The sequence below is a fragment of the Amycolatopsis eburnea genome, assembly GCF_003937945.1.
Taxonomy (GTDB): domain Bacteria; phylum Actinomycetota; class Actinomycetes; order Mycobacteriales; family Pseudonocardiaceae; genus Amycolatopsis; species Amycolatopsis eburnea.
The window spans coordinates 160284-180934 of the sequence record NZ_RSEC01000039.1; the positions used below are offsets into that span (position 1 = coordinate 160284).

At 72.3% G+C, this 20651-nt stretch carries 22 protein-coding genes; 6 read left to right on the forward strand and 16 right to left on the reverse strand.

What is annotated here, in order from left to right; all coding sequences use genetic code 11:
- Positions 1-57: 57 nt before the first annotated feature.
- Together EIY87_RS19705 and EIY87_RS19710 are read right to left on the reverse strand one after the other, a co-directional pair.
- The gene (locus EIY87_RS19705; RefSeq protein ID WP_125310257.1) at positions 58-300 is read right to left on the reverse strand and encodes a glutaredoxin family protein; all 243 of its coding nucleotides are present in this window, start codon (positions 298-300) and stop codon (positions 58-60) included.
- 10 nt (positions 301-310) lie between these two features.
- Positions 311-1822 carry an AMP-binding protein gene (locus EIY87_RS19710; RefSeq protein WP_125310259.1) on the reverse strand — a complete coding sequence of 504 codons (1512 nt, stop codon included), beginning with the start codon at positions 1820-1822 and terminating at the stop codon, positions 311-313.
- 314 nt (positions 1823-2136) lie between these two features.
- On the opposite strand from EIY87_RS19710, the gene EIY87_RS19715 reads away from it, so the two are divergent.
- The 3 genes from EIY87_RS19715 (at position 2137) to EIY87_RS19725 (ending at position 4998) form a co-directional block, all read left to right on the forward strand.
- Positions 2137-2829 carry a sigma-70 family RNA polymerase sigma factor gene (locus EIY87_RS19715; protein ID WP_125310261.1) on the forward strand — a complete coding sequence of 231 codons (693 nt, stop codon included), beginning with the start codon at positions 2137-2139 and terminating at the stop codon, positions 2827-2829.
- A gap of 113 nt (positions 2830-2942) precedes the next feature.
- The gene (locus EIY87_RS19720) at positions 2943-4013 is read left to right on the forward strand and encodes a DUF5667 domain-containing protein (RefSeq protein ID WP_125310263.1); all 1071 of its coding nucleotides are present in this window, start codon (positions 2943-2945) and stop codon (positions 4011-4013) included.
- Positions 4014-4110: 97 nt separating this feature from the next.
- Positions 4111-4998: an HAD family hydrolase gene (locus tag EIY87_RS19725; protein WP_225439945.1), complete on the forward strand. Its 888-nt coding sequence runs from the start codon at positions 4111-4113 to the stop codon at positions 4996-4998.
- Between the two features lie 3 nt (positions 4999-5001).
- Here the strand turns inward: EIY87_RS19725 and EIY87_RS19730 are convergent, their stop codons facing one another.
- The 5 genes from EIY87_RS19730 to EIY87_RS19750 form a co-directional block, all read right to left on the reverse strand.
- A complete protein-coding gene (locus EIY87_RS19730) occupies positions 5002-6036 on the reverse strand; it encodes a lysophospholipid acyltransferase family protein (RefSeq protein ID WP_191984184.1) in 1035 nt (344 codons plus the stop codon).
- A complete protein-coding gene (locus tag EIY87_RS19735; protein WP_125310267.1) occupies positions 6033-7076 on the reverse strand; it encodes an NAD-dependent epimerase/dehydratase family protein in 1044 nt (347 codons plus the stop codon). The genes EIY87_RS19730 and EIY87_RS19735 overlap by 4 nt, the downstream gene beginning before the upstream one ends.
- Positions 7077-7331: 255 nt before the next feature.
- A complete protein-coding gene (locus EIY87_RS19740) occupies positions 7332-7433 on the reverse strand; it encodes a 30S ribosomal protein bS22 (RefSeq protein ID WP_007030867.1) in 102 nt (33 codons plus the stop codon).
- 155 nt (positions 7434-7588) lie between these two features.
- Positions 7589-7804, reverse strand: a complete 216-nt coding sequence (locus tag EIY87_RS19745) for a helix-turn-helix domain-containing protein (protein WP_013222402.1) — start codon at positions 7802-7804, stop codon at positions 7589-7591.
- Between the two features lie 182 nt (positions 7805-7986).
- The gene (locus EIY87_RS19750; protein ID WP_125310269.1) at positions 7987-8547 is read right to left on the reverse strand and encodes a carboxymuconolactone decarboxylase family protein; all 561 of its coding nucleotides are present in this window, start codon (positions 8545-8547) and stop codon (positions 7987-7989) included.
- A gap of 40 nt (positions 8548-8587) precedes the next feature.
- On the opposite strand from EIY87_RS19750, the gene EIY87_RS19755 reads away from it, so the two are divergent.
- A complete protein-coding gene (locus EIY87_RS19755) occupies positions 8588-8917 on the forward strand; it encodes a winged helix-turn-helix transcriptional regulator (protein ID WP_225439946.1) in 330 nt (109 codons plus the stop codon).
- Here EIY87_RS19755 and proC read toward each other — a convergent pair.
- The 8 genes from proC to EIY87_RS19795 all read right to left on the reverse strand — a co-directional run bounded on the left by proC (position 8905) and on the right by EIY87_RS19795 (position 17543).
- The gene (proC, locus tag EIY87_RS19760; RefSeq protein ID WP_125310272.1) at positions 8905-9714 is read right to left on the reverse strand and encodes a pyrroline-5-carboxylate reductase; all 810 of its coding nucleotides are present in this window, start codon (positions 9712-9714) and stop codon (positions 8905-8907) included. The genes EIY87_RS19755 and proC overlap by 13 nt on opposite strands.
- A gap of 159 nt (positions 9715-9873) precedes the next feature.
- A complete protein-coding gene (locus tag EIY87_RS19765) occupies positions 9874-10701 on the reverse strand; it encodes a thioesterase family protein (RefSeq protein WP_125310275.1) in 828 nt (275 codons plus the stop codon).
- A 134-nt stretch (positions 10702-10835) separates the two neighbouring features.
- The gene (locus tag EIY87_RS19770; protein ID WP_191984185.1) at positions 10836-11648 is read right to left on the reverse strand and encodes a sugar phosphate isomerase/epimerase family protein; all 813 of its coding nucleotides are present in this window, start codon (positions 11646-11648) and stop codon (positions 10836-10838) included.
- A 75-nt stretch (positions 11649-11723) separates the two neighbouring features.
- The gene (locus EIY87_RS19775) at positions 11724-13340 is read right to left on the reverse strand and encodes a hypothetical protein (RefSeq protein WP_191984186.1); all 1617 of its coding nucleotides are present in this window, start codon (positions 13338-13340) and stop codon (positions 11724-11726) included.
- Positions 13341-13497: 157 nt separating this feature from the next.
- Complete coding sequence (locus tag EIY87_RS19780) at positions 13498-14481, reverse strand: Ppx/GppA phosphatase family protein (RefSeq protein WP_125310279.1); 984 nt, start codon at positions 14479-14481, stop codon at positions 13498-13500.
- 112 nt (positions 14482-14593) lie between these two features.
- Positions 14594-15283: a response regulator transcription factor gene (locus EIY87_RS19785; RefSeq protein ID WP_125310281.1), complete on the reverse strand. Its 690-nt coding sequence runs from the start codon at positions 15281-15283 to the stop codon at positions 14594-14596.
- The gene (locus EIY87_RS19790) at positions 15280-16521 is read right to left on the reverse strand and encodes a sensor histidine kinase (RefSeq protein ID WP_191984187.1); all 1242 of its coding nucleotides are present in this window, start codon (positions 16519-16521) and stop codon (positions 15280-15282) included. The genes EIY87_RS19785 and EIY87_RS19790 overlap by 4 nt, the downstream gene beginning before the upstream one ends.
- Positions 16522-16667: 146 nt before the next feature.
- Positions 16668-17543 (reverse strand): oxidoreductase, encoded by an 876-nt coding sequence (locus tag EIY87_RS19795; protein WP_125310283.1) that lies wholly within the window; start codon positions 17541-17543, stop codon positions 16668-16670.
- A 66-nt stretch (positions 17544-17609) separates the two neighbouring features.
- On the opposite strand from EIY87_RS19795, the gene EIY87_RS19800 reads away from it, so the two are divergent.
- The gene (locus tag EIY87_RS19800; protein ID WP_125310285.1) at positions 17610-18248 is read left to right on the forward strand and encodes a helix-turn-helix domain-containing protein; all 639 of its coding nucleotides are present in this window, start codon (positions 17610-17612) and stop codon (positions 18246-18248) included.
- On the forward strand, positions 18245-19120 hold the full coding sequence (locus tag EIY87_RS19805; protein ID WP_125310287.1) for a hypothetical protein: 876 nt from the start codon (positions 18245-18247) through the stop codon (positions 19118-19120). Before EIY87_RS19800 ends, EIY87_RS19805 begins: the two co-directional genes overlap by 4 nt.
- Before the next feature lie 64 nt (positions 19121-19184).
- Here EIY87_RS19805 and EIY87_RS19810 read toward each other — a convergent pair whose 3' ends face one another.
- Positions 19185-19934 (reverse strand): phosphoglyceromutase, encoded by a 750-nt coding sequence (locus EIY87_RS19810; RefSeq protein ID WP_125310289.1) that lies wholly within the window; start codon positions 19932-19934, stop codon positions 19185-19187.
- Between the last annotated feature and the right edge of the window lie 717 nt (positions 19935-20651).

Genomic DNA, 20651 nt, shown 5'->3' on the forward strand with positions numbered 1-20651 from the left:
CCTCCATCTTCGCCAGGCGGAGCGTGAACAGGCTGCCGGATACCGCTTACGGACGTGTTACGGCTGGGCCAGCGCGCGCCGCAGCCGGTCCTCTTCGACGCGCCAGTAGCCGTGCTCGGCGCCGTCGACCAGGATCACCGGGACGCGGTCGCCGTACTCCGCGCGCCACTCCGGGTCGGTGTCGACGTCCTCGGCCTTCCACGCGACGCCGAGCTCCCCGCAGATCCGCGCGACCTCGGCCTCCGCGACCTCGCAGAGGTGGCAGCCCTCGCGGCCCATGACCGTCACTTCGTGCGCCATGGCGTCCTTCCTACCGCAGCCGCAGGCGGCGCAGCTTCCCGGTGGCCGAGTGCGGCAGCGACTCGGCGAACTCGACCAGGTGCGGCACCTTGTACCCGGCCAGGTGGGCCGTGCAGTGGTCGACGACCTGCTGCTCGGACAGCGCCGCCCCGGCCGCCGGCACCACGAACGCCTTCACCGCTTCGCCGCTTCGCTCGTCCACGACCCCGACGACGGCGGCCTCGGCCACCCCGGGCAGCTGCCCGATGACCTCCTCCACCTCCCGCGGGAAGACGTTGAAGCCGTTGACGATGATCAGGTCGTTGGCCCGGTCGACCAGGTGCAGGTCGCCGTCGACGTCGAGGTAGCCGACGTCGCCGGTGCGGAACCAGCCCTCGTCGTCCGGCCCGTGCTCGCCGTCGGGCCAGTAGCCGGAGAAGAGGTTCGCGCCGCGGATCGACACCAGCCCGGTCTCGCCCTCGGCCTCGAAGACGTCGTCGACGTCGTCCGGGTCGAGCGGCACGGCCTGGTCGGTGCCGTCGCTGTCGACCAGCCGCAGCTCGATCCCGGGCAGCGGGCGCCCGACCGAACCGGGCTTCGGGTAGCCCGTGACCAGCGTCGACGTCACCACCGGCGCGCATTCGGTCAGGCCGTAGCCCTCGTAGACGTCGACGCCGGCGGCCTCCCGGATCGCCGTCAGCACCTTCGGGTGCAGCGGCGCGGCGCCCGACGTCATCCGGCGCACGGTGGCCAGGCCGCGGCGCAGCTCGTCGGCGCCGAGCGCGGCGAACTCGGCGTACATGGTCGGGACGCCGGTGATCGTGGTGACGCCGTGCTTCGCGCAGTCGTCCAGCGTGCGCTGCGGCTCGAAGCGCTCCGAGAGGACGGCGGTCGCGCCGACGGCGATGGCGTGCAGCAGGCCGGGCCCGAGGCCGTAGACGTGGAAGAGCGGGATGGTGAGCAGCACGCGGTCGTCGTGCTCGAGGGCGCCTTCGACCTGGCCGAGCTGTTCCAGGTTCGCCAGCAGCGCGCGGTGCGAGAGCATCACGCCGCGCGGCGGGCCGGTCGTCCCGGAGGTGTAGGAAACGACCGCGATGTCCTCCCCGGCGCGCCCGGCGTCGACGAATTCGACTACTCCATCCGGGTCGCTTCGCGGAGTGAGCCCGCTCACCCCGGCCGGCAGTTCGGCGTCCGCGTCCCGCTGGATGACAACCTTGGCACCGCTGTGCGCGAGCAGGCGCTCGAGCTCCGGGCCGGGTACCTGCGGCGACAGCGGCACGACGACCGCACCGGCGCGCAGGGCGCCGAAGAAGCCGACCGCGAAATCGACCGAGGTCGGCAGCCGCAGCGCGACCGGGTCGCCGGGCACCACCCCGGCGTCCGCGAGGGCCTGGGCCTGGGCCTGGGCGGCGGCTTCGAGCTGCCCGCAGGTCAGCCCGCGGCCGCTGCCGGTCTCGAGCACGGCCGGGTGGTCCGGCCACGTGGCCGCGGCCCGGGAAAGCAGCCCGCCGACCCCCGACGTCGTCCCCTCTGGAGCACTCACCCGCGGCCCGCCTTTCTCCGATCCCGGCCAAAGCGTTGCAAGTCTGTCATTCGGAGCGACGTCATGGGTGCTGACCGCGAGCGTCGCTTCTTCGCAACCCCGGAGCCACTACCTACTTCGCGGTAACTACACGTATGCTGCACTGCGTCGCGGGGTGGTGTTGATCACCACCGCGACCGGAGAGAGGGAGTCGCCGTGACGAACTTGCTTGCCCACGAAGTCGTGGGGCACGCGAGCCGGCAGGCCCCTGCTCGTCCGGGTTCCGGGGGTCCAGTGGCCCGCGGGGCCAGCTTCGCCGCCGGAGGTGCCGCCCGATGACCGTGCCGACCGCCGTGAGCCGCGGGCCCGTCTTCATGTTCGCCGAGCGCGTGTTCGGCCGCTCTTCGGCCGTGCCCGTGAGCCGGCAGGCGTCCGACGACGAGCGCGCCGAAGCCGCGAAGGCCGAGGCGTGGGAGCTCGTGCGCGCCGCCCAGGACGGCGACTCGTCCGCCTTCGGCCGCCTCTACGACCGCTACGTCGACGTCGTCTACCGGTACGTCCTGTTCCGGCTCGGCGACCGCGACCTGGCCGAGGACGTCACCAGCGAGACGTTCCTGCGCGCGCTGCGCCGGATCACGTCGGTGAGCTACCAGGGGCGTGACGTCGGCGCCTGGTTCGTCACCATCGCCCGCAACCTCGTGCTCGACCACGTGAAGTCGAGCCGGTTCAAGCTCGAAGTGGTCACCGACGAGGTGACCGAGCCGGGCTCGGCGCCGTTCAGCGTCGGCGCGACCGCCCAGGCGGGCCCCGAGCAGGAAGCCATCACCCGCGCGACCCGCGCCGAGCTGCTGCGCTGCGTCGCGGAACTGGGCGACGACCAGCGGGAATGCATCATCCTGCGGTTCCTGCAGGGCCTGTCGGTGGCGGAGACGGCCGAGATCATGAACCGCAACGAAGGGGCGATCAAGGCGCTCCAGCACCGCGCGGTACGCCGATTGGCACAACTTCTGCCCACGGGATTGCGCTGATCCCGCGAACTTTTCGGCCCATCGACCGGAACCGGTAACCCTGGCGGCTTCTGGATCGTTACTCCTGCCAGACCGGTGTCAGGACCGGCCACGGCCCGAGATGGAGCACTGCGGTGAGGTTTGCGCGTGAGCGAGCCGAGATCGACCGGTTCGCGCGTGCCCTGGAGCCGTCCCCGGTACGCCGGGACGGCGAGTTCGCCGACGAGCTGGCTCTCGTCGGCGCCCTGCGTGACCTCGGCGATGCCGGGGCGCCGGACCTGGCGACCCGGCAGCGGATCCGCGCGGAGATCGCGGGCCGCCTGGAGACGGCGGCGGCCCTCCCGCGTCGGAGGTGGCGGCCGCGGACCGCCGACCTGGTGGCCGCCGCGCTCTTCCTCGTCCTGGTGCTCTCGGGCCTGACGCTGGTGCTGTCCAGGAACGCGTTGCCGGGTGACGCGCTGTACAGCGTGAAGCGCGCCGGGGAGTCGACGGCGCTGAGCCTGACGTTCGGCGACCAGGCGAAGGCGAAGAAGCACCTGGAGTTCGCCACCAACCGGATCACCGAGCTCGGCGAGCTGGCCGAAGAAGGCGCGAGCCAGGCCGACTACCAAACCGCGTACGACGACTTCGCCGCCGACCTGAAGGCGGGCGTCGCCCAGCTGGCCGCGGTGGCCACGAGCGACAGCGGCGGGGCGCAGGCCCTGGCCGACGTCCGGCTGTGGGCGCGCAACCAGGCTGCGCGGCTGGCGACGCAGCCGCAACCGGCCGACGCGGCACCGGTGTTCGGCGACGTCCGCGACCTGCTGGGCAAGGTCCAGGAACGCACGAGCGGCCTGGTGGCCCGGCTGAACTGCTACGAGATCACCACCGGCACGTCCGACGAACTGGGCGTGGTCCCGGCGACCGGCGAGTGCACGGCCCGGCCGGCGCCGGCCGCGGGCGAGCAGCAGACGCCCCCGCCGAGTTCGTCGACCCCGGGCGAAAGCACCGCGCCGGTGGCGACCGGCACGCAGCTGCCGCCCTCGGACGCGGCAGCCACCCCGGGCATCCCGGCGCCGACCGGCGGCGTGACGCCCCCGCCGGTGTACGGCCAGCCGCCGACGACCACCCGGCCGCCGACGACGACGATCCCGACGACGTCCCCGCCGCCGCTGGTTTCGCTCCCGCCGTTGCTGCCGGGTCTGCCGCCGATCGTGATCGGCTGAGGTCCCGGCCACACCTGCGACGAGGCGGTGGGCGGCTCGCTACGCTGTGCGAAGGACCAAGACGTGCCGGACGTGGGCAGACGTGGAGGCGGTGTGCGTGTCAGCGTGGCGTGGCAGGGATAAGAGTCAGGAGCTGGAACGGCTCGCCACGCTCGCGGGCGAGGCGTCGGCCGAGGCCGCCCACGCCCTTTCCGAGCCCCCCGCGCCGCCCGCGCCACCGGACCTGACGGCGGCGGCGTTCTTCGACGTCGACAACACGATGATGATGGGCGCGTCGATCTTCTACTTCGCCCGCGGGCTCGCCGCGCGCAAGTTCTTCACCTCGTCGGACCTGGCCGGGTTCGTCTGGGGCCAGATCAAGTTCCGGCTCGGCGGCCGCGAGAACAAAGAGGACATCAAGACCCACCGCGAGCGCGCACTGTCCTTTGTGGCCGGCCGCACGGTGGCGGAGCTGACGTCGATCAGCGAAGAGATCTACGACGAGCTGATGGCGGACAAGATCTGGTCCGGCACGCGCGCGCTGGCTCAGATGCACCTCGACGCGGGCCAGCGCGTCTGGCTGGTGACGGCGACCCCGATCGAGCTGGCGGCGATCATCTCGCGCCGGCTGGGCCTCACCGGCGCGCTCGGCACGGTCGCCGAGACCCGGGACGGCGTGTACACCGGCCGCCTGGTGGGCGACCTGCTGCACGGCCGCGCGAAGGCGCACGCGGTGCGCGCGCTCGCGTCCCGCGAAGGGCTGAACCTCAAGCGCTGCACGGCTTATTCGGACTCGGCCAACGACATCCCGATGCTGTCCGCGGTCGGCACGGCGGTGGCGGTCAACCCGGACGGCGGCCTGCGCGACGTCGCCCGCGCCCGCGGCTGGGAGATCCGCGACTTCCGCACCGGCCGCAAGGCGGCGAAGATCGGCGTGCCGTCGGTGCTGGGCGCGGGCGCGCTGGCGGGCGCGGTGGCGGCCGGGATGGCCTACCGCCGCCGCTGAGGCTCAGCCCCGAAAGACCGACTTCCGCTGGGAAAGCCGCTGGTACAGGGTCTGCTGGATCGACTCGCGGACCTGGTCGGTCAGCTGGAACACCAGCATCGGGTCGTCCACCGCGTCCGGGTCGAACTCGTCGGTGCGGATCGGCTCGCCGAACTCGATGCTCCACTTCGTCGGCAGCGGGACCGCGCCCAGCAGGCCGAAGTGCGGGAAGAACGGCGTCACCGGGAAGTACGGCAGGCCCAGCATCCGGGCCAGCACCTTGATGTCGCCGAGCTTCGGGTAGATCTCCTCGGCGCCGATCACCGACACCGGGATGATCGGCACGCCGGCCTTCAGCGCGGCCGACACGAAGCCGCCGCGGCCGAAGCGCTGGAGCTTGTAGCGGGACGAGAACGGCTTGCCGACGCCCTTGAAGCCCTCCGGCCACACGCCGACCAGCTCGCCCTTGCGCAGCAGGCGTTCCGCGTCCGCGTGGCACGCCAGCGTCTGGCCGGACTTGCGCGCGAACGACCCCACCAGCGGCACCTGGAACACCAGGTCGGCGCCGAGGCCACGCAGGTGCCTGCCGCCGGTCTCGTCGTGCACCGCGACCGCCGTCATCAGCGAGTCGAGCGGGATCGTGCCCGAGTGGTTCGACACCAGCAGCGCGCCGCCCGACGCCGGGAGGTGCTCGACGCCGTGGGTCTCGACGCGGAACCACTTCTTGTACAGCGCGCGCAGCGGCGGCAGGAAGACCGCGTCGGTCAGCTCGGCGTCGAAGCCGAACTCGTCGACGGTGTAGTCGCCGGTCAGCCGGTCGCGGAGGAAGCCGAGCGCCGAGCGCGCGGCCGCCGAGAGGGGCTCGTCCGGGGTCTCCTTCTCCGCTCCCGGGAACGCGACGACCGGCGCGTCCGCCCGGGCGGCGTCCTCCTCGCGGAGGTCTCGTTCGGCTTCCGGCTTCTCCCGGCCCGGTCCGTGCAGTGGGATGACCTGCGCTTCGGCACCGCCCACCGTCTCCGCCTCGCTTCCCAAGTCGTCCAAGTCGTGCGGTCTGCTCATCGGCTCTGGCCCGTCGCGGCGGCGACGAGCACCTTCCCCGCCAGGCCCGCCAGCTTGCCGCCGTCGAGCACCGGCCGGAGCCCGCGTCCGGTGATGTAGTCGTCGAACGCCTCTCGCGTGGTCCACCGCGGGGTGTACCCGAACTCGTTCTTCAGCTTGGTGATGTCGACGACCCGGCCGAAGTTCAGCAGCCGGACCTGGTCGGCGGAGAAGTCGACGACGCGCGCGCCGCGCAGGACCTTGCCGACCGACGGCACCACGCTCCGCGGCATCGGCAGCTCGACCCGGCCCGCGCGCCGGATCGCCTGCGACAGCGTGAGCACCCCCTCCGAACCGACGTTGAAAACGCCGGGCTGGTCGGTCAGGCTCGCGCGTTCGAGCACGGCCAGCGCGTCCGAAGAGTGCAGCAGCTGGATCCGGGCGTCGTAACCGAAGACCGTCGGCACCACCGGGAGGGCGAAGTAGCGCGAAAGGACGGTGTCGGTCGACGGCCCGATGATGTTGGCGAAGCGGAACAGCGTCGTGGTGATGTCCGGGCGGCGGCGGACGAGGCCGCGCACGTAGCCCTCCATCTCGACCGCGTCCTTCGCGTACCCGCTGGTCGACGTCGGGATGAGCTCGGAGTCCTCGGTGAACACCGCCTGCGAGCGGGCGCCGGCGCCGTAGACCGCCGCCGTCGACTTCACCACGAGCTTGCGGACCAGGGGCGAGCGCTGGCACGCGGCGAGCAGCCGCATCGTGCCGATGACGTTGACTTCCTTGATCGCCGTGCGGCGGCCCGGCCCGGCCGGGTGCGCGGTGCAGGAGGCGTGCACCACCGTGTCGACCTTGGCGGTACTGATCACCTTGGCGATCAACGGGTTCCGGATGTCCGCGCGGACGAACTCCGCGTGGCCCATGCGCTGCAGGACGGTCTTGTCCGGGGGAACCGTGTCGACACCGATGACCCGCTCGAAATCGGGGTTGTTGCCCAGCCGGGCGAGCAGTTTCCCGCCCAGTTCGCCGGCGACCCCGGTGACGAGCACGATCTTCGACGGCATGCGACTCCCTGCGGCGTAGGGCGTGGTGGGGGTGGACGATCACCCGAAGTGCGCGGGCCTGCACTCACTGGAAGCATCGCGCGGACACCCTTGAGATGTTACCGCTCTTCAGTGGTAGCTCCCGGGTGTCTTACGTGCTATTAACCGCCATTCCCCGGAAAGCGACGAAGGCCTCACTCGAACGGGGGGAACCGGCCCACCACATGGACGTGGCCCGTCCAGGGACTGGACGGGCCACGGTCACGCTCGGCAGGATTACTTGCCGGCCTTACGACGCTGAACGCGCGTACGGCGAAGCAGCTTGCGGTGCTTCTTCTTCGACATGCGCTTGCGGCGCTTCTTGATCACAGAGCCCATGGGCGCTCCTTAGGTCGTCGTCGGTCACGCTGCCCGGCGCAGCGTCCAACGGGTGGAGCGCACAGGCACGAGCGGTTTTCCAGGTTACCCGGCACCCGGTGCGGGCCGGTCGGCGGGCACGTCGTAAGGCGACGTGCCGCCGGCCGCGAGGGGGTTCACCCCACGTCGTAGTACGCGCCCTGGAGGTACTCGTGCACTGCTTTTTCCGGCACCCGGAAGGACTTCCCGACCCTGACGGCGGGCAGCTCACCCGAGTGCACGAGACGGTAGACGGTCATCTTGGAGACCCGCATCAGCGTGGCGACCTCGGCGACCGTCAGGAACTGGACCTGCCCGACTGCCGGCAGATCCTCCTTCTTGTTCGGCGACATGTTTACCGCGTCCTTCGACACGTGTCGCGCCACGAGGCTTCCCCACCTGTGGTATCGACACGCACGTGCTCTATCGAGAGTAGCGGGACTGGTGGGACTAATGCGACGCCTGTCACCGAGATGGGCCCCTACCAGCGCTAACGCACAAGCACCCGCGCGTGCAAGACCTCGGGAATCGCCCATTACGGCGAATTCGGACCCGTCGTGCCCGGTTCGAGGGGCAGCCGCAGCGCCCGCACGGTGAACGAAATCGCGTGGTACCAACCGCAGACGAGCAGCACGTCGAGCGCGCCGTCGTCGCCGACGGCGTTCGTCAGGTCCGCCCAGGTGCCGTCCGCGAGGTCGTGGGTGGCGTGGAGTTCGTCGACGGCTTTCAGGACCGCGCGGTCGCTCGCGTCCCAGCACTCGTCGGCCGGGCCACCGGCGGCGAGCGAGCGGATCTGGTCGTCCCGGAGGCCGGCCTTCTCGGCGAAGGTGGCGAGGTGGACGCCCCATTCGTAAGCGGCGCCGCAGAGCGCGGTCGTGCGGTCGATGACCAGCTCGCGTTGCCGGACGGTCAGCGCCGACTGCCGCGAGAAGTAGTACCGCCCCCAGTCCGCGACGCCCCTGGCCAGCGCCGGACGGCGGGCCCACACGCGGAAGAGCCCGATCGGCGGCCCGAGCCGGTCGAGCACCTCGGCCGTTCCGGCGTCGAACGGCGGCTCGAGCGGCGCGATCCGCGGCTGCTTCGATTTCAGAGGCATGTCCGGCACGCTAACATCGGCGCTTCGGAAAGGAAAGCAATTGACGACGCCCCTCCCCGGCCGCCCGGTCCGCGGGTCCACGACCGGCCGCCCGATCATGGCGCTGCTCGACCTGCTCGGCAGGCGGTGGACGCTGCGGATCCTCTGGGAACTGCGCGACGACGAGCCGTTGACGTTCCGCGTGCTCCAGCAGCGGTGCGACGGGGTGTCGTCGAGCGTGCTGGCCACCCGGCTGCGCGAACTCGGCGAGGCGGACCTGGTCGGCCACGCCGAGGGCTACACCCTCACCGAGCAGGGCAGATCGCTGTTCGGGACGCTGGTGCGGCTCGACGCGTGGGCGGCGGACTGGCGGCCGCGTCAGCCTTCGTGAGCCTTGCCCAGCTCGACCGAGCGGTCCTTCGCGGCTTCGATGGCGGCCAGCAGCGCGGCGCGGACGCCGTGCTTCTCCAGCTCGCGGATGGCGTTGATGGTGGTGCCCGCGGGCGAGGTCACGGCCTCGCGCAGCAGCACCGGGTGCTCCTCGGACTCGGCGAGCATCTTCGCCGCCCCGACGGCCGACTGGATGATCAGCTGCCCGGCGAGCGCCCGCGGCAGGCCGAGCAGGATCCCGGCGTCGATCATGGCCTCGACCAGGTAGAAGAAGTACGCCGGCCCGGACCCGGAGAGCGCGGTGACGGCGTCCTGCTGCCCTTCGGGCACCTCGACGACCTGCCCGACGTGCGAGAGCAGGTCCCGCACCACGGCGAGGTGCTCGGCCGTCGCGTACTTGCCGGCGGAGATGGCGCTCATGGCCTCGTTGACCAGCATCGGCGTGTTGGGCATGACCCGCACGACCGGCACGCCGTCGGCCAGCCGCCGCTCGTAGAGCGACGTCGGCAGCCCGGCGCACAGCGAAACGACGAGCGACGACGGCCCGAGCAGCGGCGCGAGCTCGTCGAGCACGGGATCGATGTCCTGCGGCTTCACGGCGACGACGAGCACATCGGCCTGCTTGGCGGCGTCTTCGACCTCGACGCCGCGGATGCCGTACCGGGCGGTGAGCTCTTCGACGCGCGCCGGGTACCGCTCGGTGAAGAGCAGGTCGCCCGGCTGGTGGCCGCCGTGCAGCAGCCCCGAGAGCAACGCCTCGCCGATCTTCCCCGCACCCAGCACCGCGATGACCGTCATGCGGTCAAGCGTGCCAAACGCGGCGGGCAGCCGTGGTGGCGGGGCGCGCTTGCCCTGAACGACTCGTTCATCTCGCCGGACGCCATGAAAGGGTCGTTCATGGCGTCGCGGCCCGCACGCAAGCCGGTCCGGCCGCGAGCCGGGCGTGGCGGGGCGTGCTCAGCCGCCGGGGGCCGGGGCGAGGCCCAGCTGGCGGGCCTGGCACACCAGCCGCCCCTGGGAGTCCACCACCGTCGCGTCCGAGTCGAACCACGACTCGTGCACCGACCTCGACTCCACCACCACCCGCAGCCACCCGGGTGCCGGCCGCGTGCGCAGCAACGCCGTGAGCTGGACCGTCGGGGCCCAGCCGATGCGGCCCAGGTTCATCACCACCGGCGGGTTCACGTCGGAGGCCAGCAGCGTGAAGTACGGGTCGACCAGGCTGTGCCGCGGCCGGACCCACAGCCGCATGCGGGGTGGCTCGCCGGTGCGGCCGGCCAGGTAGCCCGCCGTCGCCGGGTCGAGGCGGACCTCGCAGCCCTTGGCCAGGTTGAACGGGCCCTCCGTGCTCTCCGCCATCGCCAGCGCGCCCGGTGGGGGCTCGGCGGGCATCGCCGGGACGTCGGTCCACTCCGGGCGGCGCATCGGGAGGCGGCCGGTGGTCACGCGCGCCTCGACGCAGCTGCGGCCGCGCTGCTCCAGGCGGACCTCGACGACCGTCGCGCGGCGGCCGACCTTGCGGACGTCCGTGCGCAGCAGCACCGGGCCCAGCGCCGGCGCGTGCAGGAACTCCGCGCTGACGACGAGGGGCTCCGCGTGCGGCTCCCCGCGTTCGTGCAGCGCGGCGATCGCCGCCTTGGCCAGCAGGGCCAGCAGGAAACCCCCGTGCGGGTGCGAGCCGATGGCCCACTCCGCGCGCAGCACCGCGGTGAAGGTGCCGTCCCCCAGCGACCGCGCCGCACTCGCCGTGTCGAAGGACGCGGCGGTGCCGTCCGATCCGCTCACGAACGCTCCGCGCCGATCGGGGAATCCGGGAAGGGGTCGATCAACGCGGGCGACGGGTTCACGGTCCGAACTTTACGGGTTGCACCCGCCGAAATGCAGACGGGAGTAGTCGTGTCCTGTCGGAACGTGCTCGTTCATTGCCCGAGGTGGAAACGCGCGAACAAAAGCGCCTCCGCCAGATCGCGCACCCGCTGGGCCGCGGTGACCGCGTGCCGGGTGTTGATCTCCAGCACGATCTGGCCGGTGAAACCGCCGCTGACCAGCTTCTCGAGCAGTTCGGCGCAAGGCTGGCCACCCCGTCCGGGTACCAGGTGTTCGTCCTTCGGGACGCCGGTGCCGTCCGCCAAGTGGACGTGCGTGAGGCCCTCCCCCATCCGCTGCGCGAGCGCCAGCGCGTCCATTCCGGCTGCCGCTGTGTGGGACAGGTCGAGCGTGTAGTGCCGGAACCCGACGTCCGTGGGGTCGATGGACGGCCGGAATGCCGACACGCGGGAAGTGCGCGAACCGCCGGGCGGGCGCACCTTGAACATGTTTTCCACGGCGATTTCGACGCCGCTCGACTCTTCCAGCTCGTCGACGAGATCCCCGAACGCGTCGCCGTAGCGGCGCTGCCAGCGGAACGGCGGGTGCACCACGACCGTGCGGGCCCCGAGCTCGAGCGCGGCCTCGACCGACAGCCGCAGCCGGACGACCGGGTCCGGCGACCAGATCCGCTGCGTGATCAGCAGCGATGGCGAGTGGATCGACAGCACCGGCACCCCGGTGCGGCGCGACCAGCGCCGCAGTGCCGAGACGTCCTGGCTGACCGGGTCGGCCCAGACCATCACCTCGACGCCGTCGTAGCCGAGCTCGGCGGCGAGCTCGAAGGCCGCGCCCGCTTTGAGCGGCCACACCGACGCCGTGCTCAGGCCGACCGGCACCGGCTTCTCGTCTGTCACGCGCGCCATCCTGCCTCGTCACCGAGGGTGCGCGGAGCCGCCGGGCCGGTAGGGGGACGCGGATCACCGCGTCCCCCGCGGACGTCAGCGGCCGACGAGCAGCAGCGCGGCGGGCGACACCGTCACCACCAGGCCGACCAGCACGGCCAGCACCGTGGTCTGCAGGTCTTCGGCGCGGCGGATCTTCCGCACGATCCAGACCAGCGCGACGACCACCAGCAGCGCCGCGACCAGCGCCGCGGCCGGGATGTTCACCCACAGCCAGTTGAAGCCGAGCCAGACGGCGGCACCGCCGACCACGCCCATCGCCAGCTGGCCGGCGAGCGCGAGCCACGCCTTGCCCGGCGACGCCGCGGCCGCGGGTTCCGCGACCGGCTCGGGCGCGTCGTCGTACTCGTCTTCGTAGCCGTCGCCCTGCTCGTAGCCGTAGTCGTCCCGTTCGAAGTCCGGGCCGTCCGCCGGGTAGCCGTCGGCGAACTCGCGCTCGTACGGCTCGAGGTCGTCCGGGATCGGCGCGCGCGACGCGCGGTCGCCGGGGGCGAACGGCATCGGCGGCGGGTACGCGCCGGTCGGCGGCCCCGCGTCGTAGGCGGCCTGGTAGCCGCTGCTTTCCGGGGCGAACCCTTCGGGCTCGAAGTCGTCTTCGGGGTAGCCGTCGCCGGGCGCGTCGGTGGGCACCGCCGGCATCACGCCGATCTCGGTGTCCTCCATCTGCTCCTTCTGCCGCCGCTTGCGCCAGTTCGCGAGACCGGCCGGCGAGGAGGGCTCGTCACCCTTCTTCGGCGGCGCGGGCGGCTCGTCGTCGGGCACCGCCGAGAACTGCTCGGTGTACGCCTCCGGCTGGGGCTGCGGACGGCGGCCGGGCGCCCGGCGCGGGCGGCCCGGCGCGGCGGGCGGCGTGGCGAACGTGCCGCTGGCCATCGGGCCGGGCGGGACGTCGACGTCGGCGTCCGGGGTGCCGTTGAGCCCGTCCAGCCGCGCCGACAGCGGGCCGGACGGCGGCGGGACGGGGAGCTGCTGCGAGGGCTGCGGCGGGGTCGTCAGCGGCTGCGACGACTGCGGCGGACCGGGACGGCGCCGCACCGGCGGGACGGCCCCGCGGGTCTCTTCGGCGGCGGCCGGCGGGACCGGCAGCTGCTGCGACGGCTGCGGGGGCGGCGGCTGGCGCCGGGGCGCGCGCGGCGGCACGGGCAGCTGCGCGGACTCCTGCGGCCGCGGGGCCGCGGGCGGCTCCGGCGGCGCCGGACGCGTGAACTGGCCGGACTCCTGCGGCGGCCGGGCGAACTGGCCCGGCTCCGGCGGCGCCGGGCGCTGGTACTGGCCGGATTCGGCGCCACCGGGCGCGGGCCGCGCCGGCGGCGGGACCGGCCGGGGCAGCGGCTGGGAGTCCTGCGGGACCGCGCGGGGCGCGGGCGGCGGCGGGGGCGGCGGTTCGGCGCGGCGCCGGCCACCGGGGCGGCCGGGCGGCGGGGTGCCTTCCGAGGCGACCCGGTCGATGATCGCCTGCGGGCCGGTGTCGCTCACGCCCGGGCGCCGGTGCGAGCCGGTCGCGCCCGGCGGGGCTTCGGGGGTGCCGGGTTCGTCGTCGTCATCGGCCGCGCGCCGACGACGGCGGCGTCCGCCGTCGACCTGGGCGCCGTGCTGGGCGAGCAGCTCAGCCACGGTCTTCTGCGGCTGGTCGCCTCCGGTCTGGTCCGTCATACCTGGTATTCCCCTGCGCGCTCCGGGTTCTCGGCACCTCGCGGGGAGGTACCCGACGGCATTCCGGCGGCGCGGCGCGCGCTGTACGCCGACCTCTGCATGTCCGTCACCTCTCCACCGTGCCCGTTCTCCGTCCGGGAAGTCCAGCCGGGTGCTTTCACCGGTCCTCCTGTGCGCCCAAGAGCCCCGCGAGGGCGGCTCCAGTCTCATCCGCGCCGTTGGAATGGTCCAGCCGCCGCAGGATCACACCCTCTCGCAGAGCCCACGGGCAAATCTCGAGTTCGGGCACACCGAGCGCCCGCATCGTGGCCTGCGCGACGAGCGCGCCCGCCACCAGCTGGTGGGAGCGGCTCGAACTGACCCCCTCGAGGTGGGCCAAATCGGCCGAGGACATCCGCGAAATGAAGGCCAGGAGCTGGCGCAACGCGGTGTCCGTGAGCGTACGTCGCACGCGCGGGCCCGCCGCCGAGGGGGCGGCGCCGGTCAGCCGCGCGAGCGAGCGGAAGGTCTTCGACGTCGCGACCACGCGGTCCGGTTCACCCCATTTGGTGACTTTCCGCGCGAGCTCGGTGAGCTGGTCGTCCAGCCACGCCGACGTCGCGACGAGTTCCGAGCGCGTCGGCGGGTCGTGCTTGAAGCGGGTGCGGGTGGTGCGACCGGCGCCCAGTGGCAGCGATTCGGCCAGCACGGGCTCTTCGTCGCGGCCCATCGCGACCTCCAGCGAGCCGCCGCCGATGTCGAGCACGAGCAGCTGCCCGGCCGACCAGCCGTACCAGCGGCGGACGGCGAGGAAGGTGTGCCGGGCCTCGTCGACCCCGGAAAGGACCTGCAGCTCGACGCCGGTCTTGTCGGCCACGCGGGCCAGCACCTTGGCGGAGTTCTTCGCTTCGCGGACCGCGGAGGTGGCGAAGGCCATCAGCTCTTCGCAGCCGAGCCGCGCGGCGGCGTCCTTGGCGGATTCGACGGCGGTCACCAGCTCGTCGGCCCCGGCCTTGGTCAGCTCACCGCCCGGGGTGATCTGCTCGGCCAGCCGCAGCACCGACTTTTCGGAATGCATCGGCGTCGGGTGGGCGCCCCGGTGGGCGTCGACCACGAGCAGGTGGACGGTGTTGGAACCGACGTCGAGTACCCCTAGGCGCACGGGGGTCCAGGGTACCGGCCCCGGCGCCAGGTCTCGAACTTGTAACCGAAAACACTCGGTGCGGCTTCGCCCCGGCGCGCCTCCCACCGGGACGAAGCCGTACGAAAGGGACTTACGTCTCGAACTTGTAGCCCAGGCCGCGGACCGTCACCAGGTGCCGCGGCGAGCCCGGGTCCGGTTCGATCTTCGAGCGCAGCCGCTTCACGTGGACGTCGAGCGTCTTCGTGTCGCCGACGTAGTCCGCGCCCCACACCCGGTCGATCAGCTGCCCGCGGGTCAGCACCCGGCCGACGTTGCGCAGCAGGTACTCCAGGAGGTCGAACTCCTTGAGCGGCAGCGAAACCTCGGCGCCGTCGACGGTCACCACGTGCCGCTCGACGTCCATCCGCACCGGGCCCGCCGAGAGCACCAGCGGGGCCAGCTCACCCTCCGCGCCCGGCTCGCCGCCGCGGCGCAGCACCGCGCGGACCCGCGCGATCAGCTCCCGCGCCGAGTACGGCTTGGTGACGTAGTCGTCCGCGCCCAGTTCCAGGCCGACGACCTTGTCGATCTCGCTGTCGCGCGCGGTCACCATGATCACCGGCACGGCGGAGCGCTGGCGCAGCTGCTTGCAGACGTCGGTGCCGCTCATCCCGGGCAGCATCAGGTCGAGCAGCACGATGTCGGCGCCGTTGCGGTCGAACTCCTCCAGCGCGGCCTGGCCCGTCCCGGCGACGGCCGCGGTGAACCCTTCCTTGCGCAGCAGGAAGGCGAGGGGGTCGGCGAACGACTCCTCGTCCTCGACGATGAGAACCCTGGTCACAGGTTTCCTCCATGATCTGGGCTGTCCTGCCCGGTAACCACGAGCCTCGGGGTGCGCTCGGGGGTCTTCTCCTGCCGCGGTGCCGGCGAGGTCTTGGCGCCCTTGGCCGGCTCCGTGGCCGGCTCGGCGCGGACGTGCGCGGGGATGCGCAGGGTGAACGTCGAGCCGGTGCCCGGACGGCTCCACAGCCCGACCGAGCCGCCGTGGTTGGCCGCGACGTGCTTGACGATCGCCAGGCCCAGCCCGGTGCCGCCGGTGGCGCGCGAGCGGGCCTTGTCGGCGCGGTAGAAGCGCTCGAACACCCGCTGCTGCTCCTCTTCGGCGATGCCGATGCCGCGGTCGGTGACGGCGATTTCGACCATCCCGTCCGCGAGCCGCCTGCTGATCGAGACCGGGCTGCCGGCCGGCGAGTACGCGACCGCGTTCTCCAGCAGGTTCGACAGCGCGGTGACCAGCAGCGTCCGGTCGCCCTCGATGAGCAGGTCGCTGGGGTTGTCGGTGGTGATCCGGATGTCGGCCGACTCGGCCGAGAGCGTGGTGCGGCCGAGCGCCTCGCGGACGACCGCGTCGACCTCGACGACGTTGAGGTCGGGCAGCCGTTCGGCGCCCTGCAGCCGCGACAGCGCGATCAGCTCGGTGACGAGCTGGCCCAGCCGGGTGGACTCGCGCAGGATCTTGCCGCCGAAGCGGCGGACCTCTTCGACGTCCTCGGCGGCGTCGAGCACGGCCTCGGTGAGCAGCGCGATCGCGCCGACCGGGGTCTTGAGCTCGTGGCTGACGTTGGCGACGAAGTCGCGGCGCACGGCCTCCAGCCGGATGGCCTCGGAGTGGTCGACGGCCTCGACGACGGTGAACCCGTCGCCGAGCGGCCGGACCTGGCCGAGCACCGCCTCCGGCTGGCGGCCGCGCGCCTCCAGCGGCGAAAGGTCGATCTCCATCGGCTCGTCGGTCTCGACGACCTGCTCGGCGGCCGCGCGGGCCCGCGCGTCGGCCTGGTTGACCTTGACGAGACCCAGCTCGTACGCGCGCGGGTTGTGCAGCACCATGTCGCCGAACCGGTTGAGCACGACGATGCCGTTGGCCGACGAGCGGACCAGCCGTTCGAGGAGCTCCGCGACGGTCGGGCCCGGCGGCCGGGCTTCCTCGCGGCGGGTGCGTGCCCGCGCCAGGAAGTAGCCGACCACCGCACCGGCCACCAGTGCGCCGATGGCCAGTGCGAGTGAAACAGGCGTGGTCACGGGCCGATCGTAAGCTGAGAAGTGGCCCTTCGGCCTAGCGTTGTCCGCCTTGTCGTGAGCACCGCGACACCTGCGGAGCACATGTTCGCCGGGGCTTCAGGCGGCGTTCACCCGATCGATTCCGTCGCGAGACATACCGGGTGAATTCACCCGTCCGCGTCCAGCGTCTTCAGATCGTCCTCGGTGAGCTCCAGCGCGGCCGCCGCGACGTTCTGCTCGAGGTGCGCGACGTCGCCGGTGCCGGGGATGGCGAGCACGTGCGGGCCCTGGTGCAGGGTCCACGCGAGCCGCACCTGCGCCGGGGTGGCGCCGTGGCGCCGGGCGACCTCGGCGACGCGCCGGTCCTCGCCCTGCCCGCTGGCGACGGCGAAGAACGGCACGAACGCGATCCCGCGCTCGGCGCACATCCGGACGATCTCGTCGTCCTCCCGGCGGGCGGTGAGGCCGTACTGGTTCTGCACGCAGACGACCGGCGCGATCTCGAGGGCCTCGGTGAGGTGCTCCGGGCCGACGTTGGAGATGCCCAGCTCGCGGATGAGTCCTTCCTCGCGCAGCTCGGCGAGCGCGCCGAAGCCGTCGGCGAGCGAGCCCTCGCCGCGGTCGAGGGCCTGGCCGATCCGGTAGTTGGCGACGTCGAGGTGGTCGAGGCCCAGCTCGCGCAGGTTCTCCTCGACCTGGGCCCGCAGCTGGTCCGGCCGCGCGGTGTAGAACTCGCCGGTGAAGTCGCGGCCGGGTCCGACCTTGGTGGTGATCGTCAGGCCGTCGTACGGCGCGAGGGCGCGGTTGATCAGCTCGTTCGCCGAACGCGGGCCCGCGAAGTAGAAGACGGCGGTGTCGATGTGGTTGACGCCGAGTTCGACGGCGCGGCGCAGCACGGCGATCGAGGTCTCGCGGGCGCGGATGCCGCCGTCCGAAGTGGACATCAGGCGCATCGCGCCGAAACCGAGCCGGTTGACTTCGAAGGAGCCGAGCTGCCAGGTGCCCGCCGCGGCGGCGGGGAGGGTGGTGGTGTTCGTGGTCATGGCTCCAGCCTTCCGACCTGGCCCGGAAGCCGCCGGGTTTGGCATTTAGCTGCCAGACTGGAATACGTGGAGAGAGTCAGTGACGTGGTCGTGGTGCGCGGCGAAGCCGAGCTGTTCGAGCGGACGGCCCACCTGTTCGCGACGGCGACCGAGGTCTCGTGCGCGGCCCGCGACCTGCACACCTGGTCCGTGGCGCACCCGACGGCACCCGAGCGCGAGCAGGCCGTGCGCACGACGTCCGTGCGCAAGATGTACCTGCCCGGCGTGCTCTTCGACCCGGCGCTGGCCGAGCACCTGCGGTTCATGGCCACGCACGGCGCGCGCATCCGGATCACCGAGCGCGAGATCAACGAGACGATCCTGCTGGACCGCCGGATCGCGATCGTGGCGGGCGACCACGTCGCGGGGGTCCGCAGCTACACCGTGGTCAGCAGCCCGGAACTGGTCCAGGGCATCCAGTCGCTGTTCGAGGCGGCCTGGGCGGGCGGCACCGACCTCGAGTCGTACCAGGCCCGGTTCAGCGAGCTGGGCGCGCGCGAAATCCTGGAGCAGCTCGCGTCCGGCTGCAAGGACGAGACGGCGGCCCGCGCGCTGGGCGTCGGCCTGCGGACCTACCGGCGCCGGGTGGCGGAGCTGATGGAGCTGCTGGGCGCGTCTTCGCGGTTCCAGGCCGGGGCGCGGGCGCGCGAAGCCGGACTCCTGTGAAGCGGGTGCTGCTGGCGCTCGTCCTGACGACGTCGGCGTGCTCGTCGGCGGTCTCCGGCACGGCGACGCCGTTGACGGGCAACCTCGCGGTGGTCAACGCGCCCGGGACGGCGGCCGCACTCGCCGCCGTGAAAACCGCGGCCGAGGCGGTGTTCAGCTACGACTCGGCGAACCCGGCGGCGTTCGACCAGGCCGTCGCCGCGAACGTCACGGGGGCGGCGAAGGCCCAGCTCACGGCGTTGTTCGAGCAGATCAGGAAGAACCCGCAACCGGTGCGGCTGAGCACGACGGTCGCGCGGGCGGCGGCGGTGGAGCTGACCGGCGGGAAGGTCCGCGAACTGGCGGTGCTGGAGCAGGTCAACGGCACCACGAAGGGCCTGGCGACGGTGGCGTTCACCGCGCTCGAGGAGGGCGGGCGCTGGCGGCTCTCGGACATCGCCGTCAACCCGGCGCAACCGTCCCCGGCCGCGCACCCGGACGACGGCAGCCTGCCCGGCCTGCGCGATGCGGCACTGGCCGGCGCGCGCACGGCCGCGGGCGCGCTGTTCACGACCGACAGCGGCGACCCGGAGGGCTCGTACGCACGGGCCGAGGCGGTCGCGGCCGAGCCGTTGCTGAGCGACTACCGCGCGAAGAAGGCGACCTACGTCGACGCGATCCGGCGAAGCGGCACGAAGGTGGCGCTCGGCCCGGACCCGATGGCCGGCGTGGTCTCGCTGACCGGCGGCCGCGCGACGGTGGTGTTCTTCACCACGCTCAAGGTGACCGCGGCGACCGGCACCACCGACCGCCCGTTCACCACCGAACTGGACCTGGTCCGCGAAGGCCCCACCTGGAAGACCACGGCCGTCCGCCCGATCACCACCGCCTGAAAAGCCGTGAAGGCCTCCTTACCGGCGTTTTCGACCGGTAAGGAGGCCTTCACGGCTTTGGGCGTCAGCGGCCCTGGTTGGCGACCGCGGCGGCGGCTTCCTTGGCGGCCTCGGGGTCGAGGTACTCGCCGCCCGGCTTCAGCGGCTTGAGGTCGTCGCCCAGGTCGTAGCGCAGCGGGATGCCGGTCGGGATGTTCAGGCCGGCGATGTCGGCGTCGGAGATCCCGTCGAGGTGCTTGACGAGCGCGCGCAGCGAGTTGCCGTGCGCGGCGACCAGCACGGTCTTGCCCGCGCGCAGGTCCGGCACGATCGCGGACTCCCAGTACGGCAGCAGCCGCTCGACGACGTCCTTGAGGCACTCGGTCAGCGGCGCGTCGTCGCCGAGGTCCGCGTACCGGGCGTCGCCGGCCTGGCTCCACTCGTCCTTCGGGTCGATCGCGGGCGGCGGGGTGTCGTAGGAGCGGCGCCAGAGCATGAACTGCTCCTCGCCGAACTCCGCGAGGGTCTGCTTCTTGTCCTTGCCCTGCAGCGCGCCGTAGTGGCGCTCGTTGAGCCGCCAGTCGCGCTTCACCGGGATCCAGTGCCGGTCGGCGGCGTCCAGCGCGATGTTCGCGGTGGCGATCGCGCGGCGCAGCAGCGAGGTGTGCACCACGTCCGGCAGCAGGCCGGCCTCGGCCAGCAGCCGGCCGCCCTGGCGGGCTTCGCCTTCACCCTGCTCCGACAGCGGCACGTCCACCCAGCCGGTGAACAGGTTTTCCGCGTTCCACGTGCTCTGCCCGTGGCGGAGCAGCACCAACGTCCCGAGTTCAGCCATACCGTCAGCCTGCCAGAACCGGTCCGTGATTCCACCAGTGACCTCGACCTACCGAGAGTGTGTTACTTGGGAGTAACACCTCACCCTTCGACAAGTCCGACCGCCAACAACGCGCAAATTCCGGGCCACAAACTGCACACCGTTATCGCTCACCGGTAAATTCACTCGAACGGACTAGTGAGTAGTCTTGTGATTACACGTCGAGATCTGACAGGTTGACTACGTCCCGAGCGGCCGGATTCCACGCACTCCCCGGCCGGATTCGGGCTTTGACCGCGGCTCGTCTCCCCCCTGCCGAGCCGCGGCCCGCCCGGCCCCGTTGGCACCCCCCTCGTCACCGGGTCCTGATCGGCGGGAACTTCAGCGGGGCGGCTCGAGATCGCGACTCCCCCCTCCCTCGAGCCGTCCCGCCTGCCCGCTCCCGCTCACACCTCGGCCGCTCCGGCAAAGTTGCCGAGGGCCGGCCGCTCGGTCTGAACCGACCGGTGCCGACCGCGGCGAGCGGCGCCGGGCGGCCCTGCGGTGTCTTGAATGAGTCATTCAGGACCTCCGAAGACCTGAATGACTCATTCAAGACGTCGGCGAAGCCGCCGCCGGGCAAACCGCCGCGACTTGCCGGAGCCCGTTCACCTCGCCAGACGACATGAACGACAGAGAGGATGGGGGTGAGCACCTCCCGCCAGGGTCTGACCCTATGAACGACTGACCCTTGGGTCT

Bases quoted from the DNA above. Each gene is read 5' to 3' on its own strand.
- EIY87_RS19705 (WP_125310257.1), bottom strand. From the start codon at position 300: ATGGCGCACGAAGTGACGGTCATGGGCCGCGAGGGCTGCCACCTCTGC.
- EIY87_RS19715 (WP_125310261.1), top strand. From the start codon at position 2,137: ATGACCGTGCCGACCGCCGTGAGCCGCGGGCCCGTCTTCATGTTCGCC.
- EIY87_RS19730 (WP_191984184.1), bottom strand. From the start codon at position 6,036: ATGAGCAGACCGCACGACTTGGACGACTTGGGAAGCGAGGCGGAGACG.
- EIY87_RS19735 (WP_125310267.1), bottom strand. From the start codon at position 7,076: ATGCCGTCGAAGATCGTGCTCGTCACCGGGGTCGCCGGCGAACTGGGC.
- EIY87_RS19740 (WP_007030867.1), bottom strand. From the start codon at position 7,433: ATGGGCTCTGTGATCAAGAAGCGCCGCAAGCGCATGTCGAAGAAGAAG.
- EIY87_RS19745 (WP_013222402.1), bottom strand. From the start codon at position 7,804: ATGTCGCCGAACAAGAAGGAGGATCTGCCGGCAGTCGGGCAGGTCCAG.
- EIY87_RS19750 (WP_125310269.1), bottom strand. From the start codon at position 8,547: ATGCCTCTGAAATCGAAGCAGCCGCGGATCGCGCCGCTCGAGCCGCCG.
- proC (WP_125310272.1), bottom strand. From the start codon at position 9,714: ATGACGGTCATCGCGGTGCTGGGTGCGGGGAAGATCGGCGAGGCGTTG.
- EIY87_RS19770 (WP_191984185.1), bottom strand. From the start codon at position 11,648: ATGGCGCGCGTGACAGACGAGAAGCCGGTGCCGGTCGGCCTGAGCACG.
- EIY87_RS19775 (WP_191984186.1), bottom strand. From the start codon at position 13,340: ATGACGGACCAGACCGGAGGCGACCAGCCGCAGAAGACCGTGGCTGAG.
- EIY87_RS19795 (WP_125310283.1), bottom strand. From the start codon at position 17,543: ATGACCACGAACACCACCACCCTCCCCGCCGCCGCGGCGGGCACCTGG.
- EIY87_RS19810 (WP_125310289.1), bottom strand. From the start codon at position 19,934: ATGGCTGAACTCGGGACGTTGGTGCTGCTCCGCCACGGGCAGAGCACG.